The 13630-nt window shown below is 57.5% G+C and carries 12 protein-coding genes; 4 read left to right on the top strand and 8 right to left on the bottom strand.

Annotated elements, in window-relative coordinates:
* Positions 1-14 precede the first annotated feature (14 nt).
* On the bottom strand, positions 15-1469 hold the full coding sequence (ascF, locus tag CSE01S_RS12000) for a PTS cellobiose/arbutin/salicin transporter subunit IIBC (protein WP_042288601.1): 1455 nt from the start codon (positions 1467-1469) through the stop codon (positions 15-17).
* Between the two features lie 265 nt (positions 1470-1734).
* Here ascF and CSE01S_RS11995 point away from each other — a divergent pair, with 265 nt between their 5' ends.
* From CSE01S_RS11995 to hypF, 3 genes are all read left to right on the top strand, one after another.
* The gene (locus tag CSE01S_RS11995; RefSeq protein WP_042288597.1) at positions 1735-2748 is read left to right on the top strand and encodes a LacI family DNA-binding transcriptional regulator; all 1014 of its coding nucleotides are present in this window, start codon (positions 1735-1737) and stop codon (positions 2746-2748) included.
* A gap of 145 nt (positions 2749-2893) precedes the next feature.
* Complete coding sequence (gene hydN / locus CSE01S_RS11990; RefSeq protein WP_042288595.1) at positions 2894-3439, top strand: electron transport protein HydN; 546 nt, start codon at positions 2894-2896, stop codon at positions 3437-3439.
* A 140-nt stretch (positions 3440-3579) separates the two neighbouring features.
* Positions 3580-5823 (top strand): carbamoyltransferase HypF, encoded by a 2244-nt coding sequence (gene hypF / locus CSE01S_RS11985; RefSeq protein WP_042288593.1) that lies wholly within the window; start codon positions 3580-3582, stop codon positions 5821-5823.
* A gap of 103 nt (positions 5824-5926) precedes the next feature.
* Here the strand turns inward: hypF and norW are convergent, their stop codons facing one another.
* Both norW and norV read right to left on the bottom strand, forming a co-directional pair.
* Positions 5927-7060, bottom strand: a complete 1134-nt coding sequence (gene norW / locus CSE01S_RS11980; RefSeq protein WP_042288590.1) for an NADH:flavorubredoxin reductase NorW — start codon at positions 7058-7060, stop codon at positions 5927-5929.
* Positions 7057-8502 carry an anaerobic nitric oxide reductase flavorubredoxin gene (gene norV, locus CSE01S_RS11975; RefSeq protein WP_042289052.1) on the bottom strand — a complete coding sequence of 482 codons (1446 nt, stop codon included), beginning with the start codon at positions 8500-8502 and terminating at the stop codon, positions 7057-7059. The genes norW and norV overlap by 4 nt, the downstream gene beginning before the upstream one ends.
* A gap of 187 nt (positions 8503-8689) precedes the next feature.
* Between norV and norR the strand changes: the two genes are divergently transcribed.
* Positions 8690-10207, top strand: coding sequence for a nitric oxide reductase transcriptional regulator NorR (gene norR, locus CSE01S_RS11970; RefSeq protein WP_042288588.1), 1518 nt, complete (start codon positions 8690-8692; stop codon positions 10205-10207).
* Here the strand turns inward: norR and gutQ are convergent.
* The 5 genes from gutQ to srlB all read right to left on the bottom strand — a co-directional run bounded on the left by gutQ (position 10204) and on the right by srlB (position 13621).
* Positions 10204-11169 (bottom strand): arabinose-5-phosphate isomerase GutQ, encoded by a 966-nt coding sequence (gene gutQ / locus CSE01S_RS11965; RefSeq protein ID WP_042288584.1) that lies wholly within the window; start codon positions 11167-11169, stop codon positions 10204-10206. The two genes, norR and gutQ, sit on opposite strands and share 4 nt — an antisense overlap.
* Complete coding sequence (gene srlR / locus CSE01S_RS11960) at positions 11162-11935, bottom strand: glucitol operon DNA-binding transcriptional repressor SrlR (RefSeq protein ID WP_042288582.1); 774 nt, start codon at positions 11933-11935, stop codon at positions 11162-11164. Before srlR ends, gutQ begins: the two co-directional genes overlap by 8 nt.
* Positions 11936-12003: 68 nt before the next feature.
* Positions 12004-12363, bottom strand: a complete 360-nt coding sequence (gene gutM / locus CSE01S_RS11955; RefSeq protein WP_042288578.1) for a transcriptional regulator GutM — start codon at positions 12361-12363, stop codon at positions 12004-12006.
* Positions 12364-12468: 105 nt separating this feature from the next.
* Positions 12469-13248 carry a sorbitol-6-phosphate dehydrogenase gene (srlD, locus tag CSE01S_RS11950; RefSeq protein WP_042288575.1) on the bottom strand — a complete coding sequence of 260 codons (780 nt, stop codon included), beginning with the start codon at positions 13246-13248 and terminating at the stop codon, positions 12469-12471.
* Positions 13249-13258: 10 nt separating this feature from the next.
* Positions 13259-13621: a PTS glucitol/sorbitol transporter subunit IIA gene (gene srlB / locus CSE01S_RS11945; protein WP_042288572.1), complete on the bottom strand. Its 363-nt coding sequence runs from the start codon at positions 13619-13621 to the stop codon at positions 13259-13261.
* Between the last annotated feature and the right edge of the window lie 9 nt (positions 13622-13630).

Below are 13630 nucleotides of genomic sequence, written 5' to 3'. Positions count from 1 at the left end.
TCAGTTAATGCCAGTCAGACGCTGGCCTCTTTTGCAGTGTTCGGTTGGGCGCCGTGGTGTTTCCGCGCCTGCGCGGCAGCGTCTTCAACGGGGAGGTCTTCAAAGCCGAGCAGTAGCGTCAGCACGAATGACAGCACCACCGCCAGCGCCATAACACCAAACACCCAGACAATGGTCATCGGATTGGTGGGATCAAAGAACTGTACGCTGGTAAACAGGCCTGGCGCCGCCATGGAGTGGCTGGCGAGCCCCGCCATACCGGCGACCGCGCCGCAGATAAAGCCGCTAATGAGGCTTGCGATCAGCGGACGTTTCAAACGTACCGCCACGCCGTACAGCGCCGGTTCGGAAATGCCCGCCATGATGGCGGAGGCGGCAGCGGCCAGCGCGGTCTGGCGCAGCTCCGGGTTTTTAGTTTTCCATGCCACGGCAAGGGAGGAGCCGCCCAACGACAGATTCGCGCCGATTTCAGACGGCATCACCATGCCTTCTTTGCCCGTTTCGGCGATGGTCTGAATGATGGTCGGCGTGAAAACGCGGTGCATCCCGGTCATCACCAGCAGCGGCCAGAGCGCTCCCATAATGGCAACGGAGAGCCAGCCAAGATAGCCGTGAATGGTGTAGACCAGCGCAGAGATCGCGCTTCCGATCCAGATCCCAATCGGCCCGATCAGGACGATAGCGAGCGGGGCGGCAATCAGCACGATCAGCATCGGTTTAAGGAAGTTTTTGGTGACCGCAGGCGTAATGCGATCGACCCAGCGTTCGATGTACGACAAGCACCAGGTCATCACCAGCGCCGGGATGACCGTATAGGTATATTTCACCGCCGTGACCGGGATTAGGGCAAACTCCACATGCTCGCCCTGCGCCGCTTTCGCCATCAGGTCGATAAAGCTCGGATGCACCAGCACGCCCGCAATCGCGATGGCCAGCGACATATTGGTTTTGAATTTGATGGCGGCAGACGCGGCGACCATCAGCGGCAGGAAGAAGAACGCGCCGTCGCCAATCACCGTCAGAAGTGTCAGAGTGGAGGAGCCTTTCTCCAGTACGCCAGTCATCTCAAGGATCATGGCCAGCAGTTTCAGCATTGATCCGCCGATAATCGCCGGGATCAGCGGCGACATGGTGCCGATCAGCGCATCAAGGATCCCCGCGCCTATCCGCTTCAGCGTCAGTTTCGGTTTCCCTTCGGGTTCTGCGGGCTGCATTTCGCCCGGCAGCAGGCTGACGACGTCGCGATAAGCCTGGGACACGGTATTGCCGATGATCACCTGGCACTGGTTGTCACTGCGAACAACGCCGAGTACGCCGCTGATGGATTTCAACGTGGCGCCGTCAACCTGCGAATCATCTTTGATCACGAAACGCAGGCGCGTCATGCAGTGCGTCACTGCGCTGATATTGTCGACGCCGCCCAGAGCCGTCACCACGGCGCGCGCCAGCGCTGCATAGTTTTTTGACATAGGATTTTTATCCTGTTTTATCAGTAGGGTACGTTTAATTTATGCCGTACGGTCGGGTGAGCGAGCGTCGGTTACGAAACGCTTATGAGAAACCGGTTCCACAAAATCATGAATAGTTTGTCTTTGTTCGGCAATAGATAAAAATTACTATTTTTCATAAGTGTGATTTTTATCACTTATGTTTTTTGCCTCTGTTTTACCATCAGGGACAACCACGCAGCGGTGCAGTACACTGCGTCACATTGCGGGAAAAGGAAGATAAAATATGACGACGATGCTGGAGGTAGCGAAGCGGGCCGGGGTGTCGAAAGCGACGGTTTCGCGGGTGCTTTCAGGGAATGGCTACGTCAGCCAGGAGACAAAAGATCGCGTGTTTCAGGCGGTAGAAGAAAGCGGTTATCGTCCCAATCTTCTGGCGCGCAGTCTGGCGGCGAAATCCACCCAGACGCTCGGCCTGGTGGTGACCAATACCCTTTATTATGGCGTCTATTTTAGCGAGCTATTGTTTCATACCGCGCGGATGGCGGAGGACAAAGGACGTCAGTTGCTGTTGGCCGATGGTAAACACAGCGCCAGGGAAGAGCGCCAGGCGATTCAGTACCTGCTGGATTTGCGCTGCGACGCGATCATGATTTATCCGCGTTTTCTCAGCGTCGATGAGATCGATGAGATCATTGATAGCCATTCGCAACCGATTATGGTGCTGAACCGCCGGCTGCGTAAAAACAGCAGCCACTGCGTCTGGTGCGATCATAAGCAAACCAGTTTCAACGCGGTGGCGGAACTGATTGCTGCCGGGCACCGGCACATCGCCTTTATTACCGGCTCGATGGATTCGCCCACCGGGGTTGAGCGTTTGTCAGGCTATAAAGACGCGCTGACCCGACACGGTATCGCCGTCGACGAACGACTGATCGTCAAAGGCAAATGGACGCCAGCCTGCGGCGCGGCGGGGGTAAAAACGCTGCTCTCGCGCAATGCGGCCTTTACCGCGCTGGTCGCCAGTAATGACGACATGGCGATCGGCGCGATGAAGCAGTTACACGACAGCGGGCTGGCGGTACCGGCGCAGGTGTCGGTGATCGGTTTCGATGACATTGCGTTGGCGCCGTATACCCTTCCGGCGCTTTCCAGCGTGAAGATCCCGGTGACCGAGATGATTCAGGAAACCATGGGGCGTCTCATCTTTATGCTCGATGGCGGGGCGTTCACGCCGCCGAAGACCTTTACCGGTACGCTTATCCCACGTGATTCCCTGATTTCCCGCTCGGGTCAGTAAGGGTTGTCATCCGTCATCGTCATTCGTGACGATGACACCTTTCTGGTGGGCTATTTTTTTTAAATTGTTATATATAACAATAAGATAAAAACTGGCATGATTTGTGAATGCTCAGGCGCACGAACTGTCATTGCTGGAGAAATTGATGAACCGTTTCATCATTGCAGACGCCAATAAATGCATTGGTTGCCGTACCTGTGAAGTGGCCTGCGTGGTCTCCCATCAGGAAAACCAGGACTGCGCGTCCCTGACCCCTGAAACCTTTTTACCCCGCATTCATGTCATTAAAGGCGTAAATGTTTCTACCGCGACGCTGTGCCGCCAGTGCGAAGACGCACCCTGCGCCAATGTCTGCCCGAACGGCGCCATCAGCCGCGACAAAGGCTTTGTTCACGTGATGCAAGAGCGCTGCATTGGTTGTAAAACCTGCGTGGTGGCCTGTCCGTATGGCGCGATGGAAGTGGTCGTACGTCCGGTTGTTCGCAACAGCGGAGCAGGGCTGAATGTTCGTGCGGAAAAAGCGGAAGCCAACAAGTGCGACCTGTGCCATCACCGCGAAGCGGGACCGGCGTGTATGGAAGCCTGCCCGACCCATGCGCTGATTTGCGTTGACCGCAATAAGCTTGAGCAGCTCAGTGCGGAAAAACGTCGCCGCGCCGCGCTGGATTCCTCTGCGTCTTTGCTGTTCTGATCGCTGAAAATCCGCGTAAAATAGTTCAGCTTTTATGCCTGATGGCGCTGCGTTTATCAGGCCCGCAAGCGCGACAATTGGTAGGCCGGAGGAGGCGAAGCCGCCTTCCGGTACAGTGCGGATCACGGTGAGAGAAGACGATGGAAACAATCAACCATGCTGGCGTAGCGCTGCGCATTCGGGGCAAAGTGCAGGGCGTTGGATTTCGCCCTTTTGTCTGGCAACTGGCGCAGCATCTGCAGTTGCATGGCGATGTCTGCAACGATGGCGACGGCGTGGTGGTGCGTTTGCTGGAAGACCCCGCAGTGTTTATCACCGCGCTTCACAAACATTGTCCCCCCCTGGCGCGGATTGACAGCGTAGAGAGAGAGCCGTTTACCTGGTCGCTGCCTCCTGCGGAATTTACCATCCGACAAAGCGCAGGCGGCGCCATGAACACGCAGATCGTGCCCGATGCGGCGACCTGCCCGGAATGTCTGGCGGAAATGAACGCGCCTGGCGAACGGCGCTACCGTTATCCCTTCATCAACTGTACGCACTGCGGTCCGCGCTTTACGATTATTCGCGCGATGCCCTACGACCGTCCTTACACCGTCATGGCGGCCTTTCCGCTGTGTCCAGCATGTGAAAAAGAGTACCGCGATCCCCATGACCGTCGCTTTCACGCCCAGCCGGTGGCGTGTCCGGCCTGCGGTCCGCACCTTGAATGGCGGAGCGGCGAAGAACGTGCAGAAAAAGACGCCGCGCTGATGACGGCGGTCAACGTGCTGAAAGCGGGGGGAATCGTTGCCGTTAAGGGCATTGGCGGATTTCATCTGGCTTGCGACGCACGAAATTCCCGGGCGGTGGCCACGCTACGCATGCGTAAGCGTCGTCCGGCGAAACCGCTGGCGGTGATGTTGCCTGACGATCGCGGCTTGCCGGAAGCGGCGCGCAACGTGTTGCGCACGCCCGCCGCACCGATTGTGCTGATCGACAAACGACACGTGGCTGCATTATGCGAGGCCATAGCCCCCGGCCTCAACGAAGTGGGAGTCATGCTGCCAGCCAATCCGTTGCAACATCTGCTGTTACAGGAACTGGGTTTTCCGCTGGTCATGACCTCCGGCAACCTTAGCGGCAAGCCGCCAGCCATCACCAATACGCAGGCGCTGGACGATTTGCAGGCCATCGCCGACGGATTCCTGCTGCATAACCGCGACATTGTGCAGCGAATGGACGATTCGGTGGTACGCGAAAGCGGTGAAATGCTGCGGCGTTCGCGCGGGTATGTGCCGGACGCGCTGACGCTGCCGCCGGGATTTCGCGACCTGCCGCCGATGTTGTGCCTGGGGGCGGATCTGAAAAATACCTTCTGTCTGGTGCGTGGCGGACAGGCGGTTCTCAGCCAACATCTGGGCGATCTGAGCGATGATGGCATCCAGAGCCAGTGGCGCGAGGCGCTGCGCTTGATCCAGAACATCTACGACTTTACGCCCCAGAGGCTGGTTTGCGATGCCCATCCGGGTTATGTCTCCAGCCAGTGGGCTGGCGAGATGGCGTTGCCGACGGAAACGGTGCTTCATCATCACGCCCATGCGGCGGCCTGTCTGGCCGAACACGGCTGGCCGCTGGACGGCGGCGATGTTATCGCCCTGACCCTGGACGGTATCGGCATGGGAGAGGCGGGCGCGCTGTGGGGCGGCGAATGTCTGCGGGTAAATTACCAGGACTGTGAACATCTCGGCGGGCTGCCAGCCGTGGCGCTGCCGGGGGGCGATCTCGCCGCGATTCAACCCTGGCGCAATCTGCTCGCCCAGTGCCTGCAGTTTGTTCCTGACTGGCAGCAGTCGCCAGAAACCGCTGCGGCGCAGCAGCAGAACTGGCCCGTGCTGGCCCGCGCCATTGAGCGTGGGATCAACGCGCCGCTGGCCTCTTCCTGTGGTCGCTTATTTGACGCTGTGGCGGCGGCGTTGGGCTGCGCGCCCACGTCGCTCAGCTATGAAGGCGAAGCCGCCTGTGCGCTGGAAGCGCTGGCCGTTCAGTGCGACGATGTTCCACATCCGGTGACGTTACCGTTGAGCGGAAACCTGTTGGATTTGGCGACCTTCTGGCGGCAATGGCTGGACTGGCAAGCCCCGCTGGCAGAACGCGCATGGGCATTCCATGACGCGCTGGCGCAAGGGTTTGCCACGATGATGCGCAAGCAGGCCACTGCGCGGGGGATCTCCACGTTGGTCTTTAGCGGCGGCGTGATGCACAACCGTTTGTTGCGGGCGCGACTGACGGTTCACCTGTCTGATTTTAATCTGCTCTTTCCGCAGCAGCTCCCGGCGGGCGACGGCGGACTTTCGTTTGGGCAGGGCGTAATTGCGGCGGCGCGCTGGCTGGCGCGGCATAAATAAAAAAGCCCCGGGACTGCCGGGGCAAAGCAACAAGCAATAATGAACGTCCGTGTTCGTGAGGTTAATAAAGCAGGGGCATTGTGGCCGGAGGGCGCGGCAGGCGTTACGCCGGCAACGATTTCAGCAGGGCGAAGGCCTCTTTCATGCGGTCTTCGCTCACGACAAAGGCGCAAAGTTGCCCTTCCTTGTTCATCCCCTTTGCCACCATTCCGTCGGATTCCGCGCTGATCTGCCAGGCGAGATCGCGTCGCTGGGTTTCTCCGGCAAGATGCAGCGGCAGTTCCGGGGTTTTGACTTTTACCAGCATGGCGGGCAGTTTCAGCGGCGCGTTGCCGCCGAGCAGGTTTTTCGCCAGGTACATTGCGCTAAGCTGTATCGGTTGCAGGAATGGCAGTACCTGACCGTTGATTTCTGCGCAGTCGCCAATGGCATAAATATCCGCGTTGCTGGTTTGCAGACAGGTATCCACGCAGACGCCGCGATTCACGTTCACACCGGCGCGGCGCGCCAGTGCGGTTTCCGGTCGCAGGCCGGTGGCGGCAATCACGGCATCCACTTCAATGCTGCGTTCGCGATCCAGCGCGGCGCGAATACCGGTGGCGGTTTTTTCCAGACGCTGTAACTGTGACTTCAGCAGCAGATGCACGCCCATATCGGTAAGCCGGTGCTGTAAGCGACTGCTCACTTCCGGCGGCATCAGCGAGGCGAGAAGGCTGGCGGCGTTGTCGATCAGCGTGACCGCCTTGCCCGCACGGCAAAAATCCATCGCTAATTCGCTGCCGATAAGACCGCCCCCGACAATCAGCACCCGCTGGGCGTCGCGCAACTGCGTTTCACAGGCGCGGTATTCTTGCTGGCTGTTTAACGTGAGCATTAACTCACGTCCCGGGACGGGCGGAACAAAGGCTGCCGCGCCCGTGGCAAGAACCAGCTTTTCATACTGCCATTGCGTATCCTGACTTTTCACCACGTGGGCGTCGGCATCGATGTCGGTCACCCAGGTATGCGGGAACAGGCGCAGGTTGAACTGTTCGGCAAACTCGCCCGCCGACTGGCGGGTGAGATCGTCGGCGCGTTGCGACTGGCTTATCACATGGCTGAGATCGGGTTTGTTGTACTCGTCCATGCTATCGGCAGCAATCAGGGTTAACGGGATTTCCGCGTCCTGTTTACGGATGTTTTTCACTAACTGGCGGGCGGCAAAGCCCGAACCAATGATAACGATTCCCCGGTTCATTTTGCCTCCGTCGCCAGCTCGTCGAACACGTCCTTACCTAATGAGCATTCCGGGCACAGGAAGTTGTCCGGAACCTCACTCCACGGCGTACCCGGTGCGACGTCCTGCAGCGGCTCACCTTTTTCCGGGTCGTAGATCCACTGGCAGACGCTGCACTGCATGCAGGGGCCGAGATCGGCGGTCGCAGGGGCTTCAACTGGCGCGCTTTCTGCTGCTACCGCTTTCGGCGCGGCTTCCGGCAGCGGTGCGAGCGCCCACTGACGGGCAATGTCGCGCCCGTGCTGACGGCACAGTTCCAGCGCGTCCAGATCCGGACGCCATTTCGCCTTCAGGCTCAGGGACATCTCAAAGCCGGCATCCTGCAGGCGGGTAGAGAGACGATCAACCGCGCCGCCGCTCCAGCCGTGAGAACCAAAAGCGCTGGCGCGCTTGTTACGAAAGCGCAAGCCGGTCATCTCTTCCACCAGTCCGGCGATTTTTGGCATCATCACATTATTCATCGTCGAGGTACCGACCAGTACGCCTTTGGATCGGAAGACGTTGGTCAGGATTTCGTTTTTGTCGCTGCGGGCGACGTTAAAGATTTTTACCGCCACGTTTGGGTCAACTTCGTTAATCCCCTGGGCGATGGCATCCGCCATCATGCGGGTATTGTTGGACATGGTGTCATAGAAGATAGTGATGCGATCTTCCTGGTAGTCCGCCGCCCATTTCAGATACAGCTCAACGATTTGCGTGGGATTATCGCGCCAGACCACGCCGTGGGAGGTGGCGATCATATCGACCGGCAGGTTAAAGCCGAGGATTTCAGTGATCTTGGGCGTCACCAGGCGGCTGAACGGCGTCAGGATGTTAGCGTAGTAGCGTTGGCACTGTTCAAACAGTTCGGTTTGATCCACTTCATCATTGAACAGACGTTCGTCGCAGTAGTGCTGGCCGAAGGCGTCGTTACTGAACAACACCGCATCGCCGGTCATGTAGGTCATCATACTGTCCGGCCAATGCAGCATCGGGGTTTCGACGAAGATCAGCTGTTTGCCGTTGCCGATATCCAGTGTGTCGCCAGTTTTCACTACCTTAAAGTTCCATTCCGGATGATGGTGATGGCCGGTGATCGAATCGATGGCGTTGGCGGTGCAGTAGATGGGCGTGTCCGGGATCTGAGTCATTAGCTCCGTCAACGCCCCGGCATGATCTTCTTCCGCGTGGTTAATGATGATGTAATCGATATCCGCAAGGTCAATTTCACCCCGTAAATTCTGTACGAATACGCGGCTGAATTTATGATCAACGGTGTCGATCAGTACGTTTTTTTCTTCGCGAATCAGATAGCTGTTATAGCTGCTGCCGCGCAGCGTTTTGTATTCGGTGCCGTGAAAATCGCGTACTTCCCAGTCACGTTGGCCAACCCAATGAATGTTATTTTTAACCAGAATAGACATAGCAACCTCAATTAATTCAGCGTTGTTCAAAAGTGTTGCTTTGCTTATTGCAGGTTACGTGCCAACTATTTATCTCTTTGATTTTTAATGATTTGTTATTTTTTATATTTATAGTGATAGTCAAAAAGACTATGATTAATGATGTCAATATGACATTATGTATTGTCAAAATGACAATGAGGTAGCCATGAGTTTTTCCGTTGACGTACTGGCGGGGATCGCCATCGAATTACAGCGCGGCGTCGGGCATCAGGATCGCTTTCAGCGCCTGATAACCACGCTACGCCAGGTGCTGGAGTGCGATGCTTCCGCGCTGCTGCGTTATGAGGCGCGCCAGTTTATTCCGCTGGCGATCGACGGTCTGGCGCAGGACGTGTTGGGCAGGCGCTTTACCCTTGAAGGTCACCCGCGTCTGGAAGCCATCGCCCGCGCCGGGGACGTGGTGCGTTTTCCCGCAGACAGCGATCTGCCTGACCCCTACGATGGGCTGATTCCCGGTCAGGAGAGTTTAAAAGTGCATGCCTGCATCGGCCTGCCGCTGTTTGCCGGGCAAAACCTGATCGGCGCGCTGACTCTTGATGGTATGGAGCCCGACCAGTTTGACGTTTTCAGCGATGAGGAGCTCCGCCTTATCGCCGCGCTGGCCGCTGGCGCGCTCAGCAATGCGCTGCTGATAGAACAGCTGGAAAGCCAGAATATGCTGCCCGGTTCGACGACCGATTTCGGCCAGGTAAAAGAGACGCAGATGATTGGCCTGTCGCCCGGCATGATGCAGCTGAAAAAAGAGATTGAGATTGTGGCGGCCTCCGATCTCAACGTCCTTATCAGCGGCGAAACCGGCACCGGGAAAGAGCTGGTGGCGAAAGCGATTCATGAGGGATCGCCGCGCGCGGTAAATCCGCTGGTGTATCTCAACTGCGCCGCGCTGCCGGAAAGCGTGGCGGAGAGCGAACTGTTTGGTCATGTCAAAGGCGCGTTTACCGGGGCCATCAGCAACCGTAGCGGGAAATTTGAAATGGCCGATAACGGCACGCTGTTTCTGGATGAAATCGGCGAGCTGTCATTGGCCTTGCAGGCCAAACTTTTGCGCGTCTTACAGTACGGCGATATTCAGCGGGTTGGCGACGATCGCAGTCTGCGGGTGGACGTACGCGTACTGGCGGCCACCAACCGCGACCTGCGCGAAGAGGTGATGGCAGGGCGCTTTCGTGCTGACTTGTTCCACCGTCTGAGCGTTTTTCCGCTGTCCGTTCCCCCGCTGCGCGAGCGCGGGGAGGATGCGGTGCTGCTGGCGGGCTATTTCTGCGAGCAGTGCCGGTTGCGGCTGGGACTTTCCCGGGTGGCGCTGAGCCCGGGGGCGCGAAATTATCTGCTGAACTATGCCTGGCCGGGTAACGTCCGCGAGCTGGAGCATGCGATTCACCGCGCAGTGGTGCTGGCGCGGGCGACACGGGCTGGGGATGAAGTGGTGCTGGAAGCGCAGCATTTCGCTCGCCTGGACGATGCCCCCGCTTCGCAAACAGACGTTGCGCCGGAGATGCCGCAGGCGGTTAATCTGCGTGATGCTACCGAGTCGTTTCAGCGCGAGACGATCCGCCGTGCGCTGGCGCAGCATCATCACAACTGGGCGGCCAGCGCCCGGGCGTTAGAAATGGACGTCGCCAACCTGCACCGGCTGGCGAAGCGTCTGGGGTTGAAAAGTTAGAGGATCCCGGCCTGGTAGAAATCCTGCAGGTTGATGGCGCCGGTGAGCTTGCCGTTTTCATCAACCACCGGCGCGGCGGTGATTTTGCGTTTCATCAGGATTTCTTTGGCGTCGATAGCGCGACTGTCGGCCTGGAGCGTAATGCCATTGTGGGTCATCGCTTCGCTGACTGGCGTGGTCAGCGCGCCGCCGCCCACTAACCAGCGGCGCAGGTCGCCGTCGGTAAAGACGCCTTTGACCTGCATTTGCGCGTCACAGACGGCGACCAGGCCGAGTCCGGTACGGCTTAATTCGAGCATGGCATCCATCACGCTGGTGGACAACTGAACCTGCGGCACCGCGTCGTCGCGCCGCATCAAATGATGCACCTTATTCAGCAGACGCGCCCCGAGCGCTCCCGCCGGATGCGAGCGGGCAAAATCCTCTTCATTGAAGCCGCGCGCCTGCATCACCGCCATTGCCAGCGCGTCGCCCATCATCAGGGTGTTCACCGTGCTGGACGTGGGGGCCAGGTGCATCGGGCAGGCTTCCCGTTCGACTGAAATGTCCAGAACGGCTTTGGCCGCCAGACCCAGCGGTGAGTTCGGCTTGCCGGTCATCGCCAGCAGGGTAATGGATTTGTCTTCCAGGCGCGGGATGATCAGATCCAGCTCTTTAGCGCCGCCCGAATAGGAGATAAACAGCATCACGTCCCGGCTTTCTATCATCCCGAGATCGCCGTGTAGCGCTTCCGCCGGATGAACGAAAAAGGCAGGGGTGCCGGTGCTGGCGAGGGTTGCGGCGATTTTTTTGCCGATATGCCCGGACTTGCCAATACCCGAGACAATCACTTTGCCTTCACAGTGGATAATGGTGTTGGCAGCGCGAACAAAATCGTCACCCAGGCGTTCCGGCAGGCGGCTGGCTTCCTGCAGTTCCAGCAGCAGTGTTTGACGGCCAGCGTTCAGTAGTGCATCACTCATTGGTTTCTCCGGTTATGATCACGTCTATCCCTTTTTCTTCCAGCGCCTGACGAAACGCCGGATCGATACCGGCATCGGTAATCAGCTTATCGACGCTCTCCAGACTGCAAACAACGTTGGGACTTTTGCGGCCAAACTTCGACGAGTCGGCCATCAGTATGACTTCGCGCGCGGCGTTACACATCGCTTTGCTGACGGTGTAGACCTCGTTAAAGGTGGTGACGCCTGCGTCGAGGTCAATGCCGTCGGTGCCCATAAAGAGTTTATCAAAACTGAACTGCTCAAAGGCGTTCTCTGCCAACTGACCGTGAAATGACGCAGATTTTTTACGAAAGGTGCCGCCGGGCATCAGGATGGTTTGTTCATTGTCCAGCTCTGACAAGGCGTTAACAATATGGAGGCTGTTGGTCATGACGGTGATATTGCTGAAGCGGGTGAGCATTGGCACCATCTGTAATACGGTGCTTCCGGCATCCAGAATGATCGAATCGCCATCATGGATAAACCTGACAGCCGCTTCGGCGATGCGTTCTTTTTTATGCGTATTGATCAACGTCTTGTGATCGATAGGCGGATCGGATTCTTCTTTGTTTAACACTACGCCGCCATAGGTGCGAATGACGGTACCGGCATTTTCCAGAATGACCAAATCCTTGCGAATGGTGGTGCCCGTGGTGTCAAAGTACTGGGCCAGTTCCTCAACCGAGCATTTCCCCTGCTTTTGCAAATGCTCCAGAATGGCAGCCTGACGCTGACGAGGTTTCATAGGCGTGATTACCCTGAATTGAAGTTTCGAAATGATAATTTCGCAAGCTATTAGCATTCACAACGAAATTATCCATGTTTCAGTTTAAGCGCCAATGATAGTGCATTCTGCGACAGCGGATCATGGGGAAAGATCACATCAGGCTGTAATTCATTAAGATGTTTACCCTGCAGGGCAGGAATTTTTATTGGTCTGGCGAATACTGTCAGTCCTTTCATAAACAACGTATCGGTTACGCGCTGATTTTTGTCGAGCGCGATGGCGACCACGACGCGGGGCTTAAAACGTCCGCCTGAACGTCCTACGCCAACCCGGCCTTGCAGGCATAGCTGGTCAAACGCGCGGTTGAAACGGGCGATTTGCCAGCCGCCCAGTAGCAGTTGAACGCACCAGGCGATAACGGCGACGGTAATCAGTGCGGAAACCATCGTGTGCTCCTTACGTGAATGCCGGATGGCGGTGACGCCTTATCCGGCTAACAGACCCGGGATTTGCAGGCCCGGTAAGCGTAGCGCCACCGGGCTATGTGACTATCAGAACATCACCTGACCGCCAGTGACGTTGATTGATTGTCCGGTACAGTATGACGCTTTCGCGCTGGCATAGAACAGCAGCATGTTCAGGACATCCTGATAATCGCAGCCGCGTTTGAGCGGGACTTTATCGATATAATACTGTTCCACCTCGTCCGGCTTAATGCCAAGCTTGGTGGCGTACTGCGGCAGTAGCGACTGAAACATTGGCGACTTCAGCAGGTTGCCCAGCATCAGCGAATGTACGGTAATGCCGTATTCCGCCAGATCCAGCGCCAGCGACTGGGTTAATCCGACGCCGCCGAACTTCGCCGCGCTGTAGCCGGAATTATGCTTACTACCGACTTTACCGGACTTAGAGTTGATCTGAATAATGCGTCCCTGAATACCGTCACGAATCATCAGACGGGAAAATTCACGCGCACAGAGGAAATATCCGACCAGATTCACCTGTAATGAGCGGTCAAAATCGCCCAGTTGGAAGTCACTGATAAACGCCGCTTTCGCGATCCCCGCGCTGTAGACGAGCAGATCCACGCGCCCAAAGATTTCATCCACGCCGCGAGAGAGCGCAAGAACGCTCTGTTCGCTGGTGGCGTCGGCGCCGAAGCCGTAAGCCATACCTTCACCATATTCGGCGTTGATCTCCTGCGCGACGTTGGCGGCCTTATCACTTTGAATATCGACAACCGCCACGCGATACCCTTCTGCTGCAAGCCCATGGCACAGGAACGCCCCCAGGGTTTGTCCTCCGCCAATGACAACGGCAACCTGATTCATTTTTCTCTCCTTAAGCGACAAACTTCAAAATACAGCCCGGCGCGATATCGTCCGGTACGGGCCCCGCGACGTGCACGGTGCCGGGAAATTCCGCTTCGTTCAGTCCGTCGAAGCGCAGGGTGATATGCCCCAGTTCACGTAAATTCTGTTCCGCCACGCTGCCGACGGCGGTGACCGGATAGCGATGCTGACCCAGCTCACATTGCGCGCCGGGTTGCAGCGTGCCGTTCAGTTCGCCATGGCAATGGATAAAGCAAAACTCTTCGATATCCGCCGGCGCGCCTTCGCGGAAGGTAATCAGCATCTGGTCGCACAGCGCATCCGGCGCGCTCTGGCCAATGCGGGTTATCGTGGTCTGGTAAATGACGGTCATCTCAACACC

Source organism: Citrobacter sedlakii NBRC 105722 (genome assembly GCF_000759835.1).
Lineage (GTDB): Bacteria > Pseudomonadota > Gammaproteobacteria > Enterobacterales > Enterobacteriaceae > Citrobacter_A > Citrobacter_A sedlakii.
Note: the sequence above shows the minus strand (reverse complement) of the source record. Positions and strands in the feature narration are given on the sequence as shown.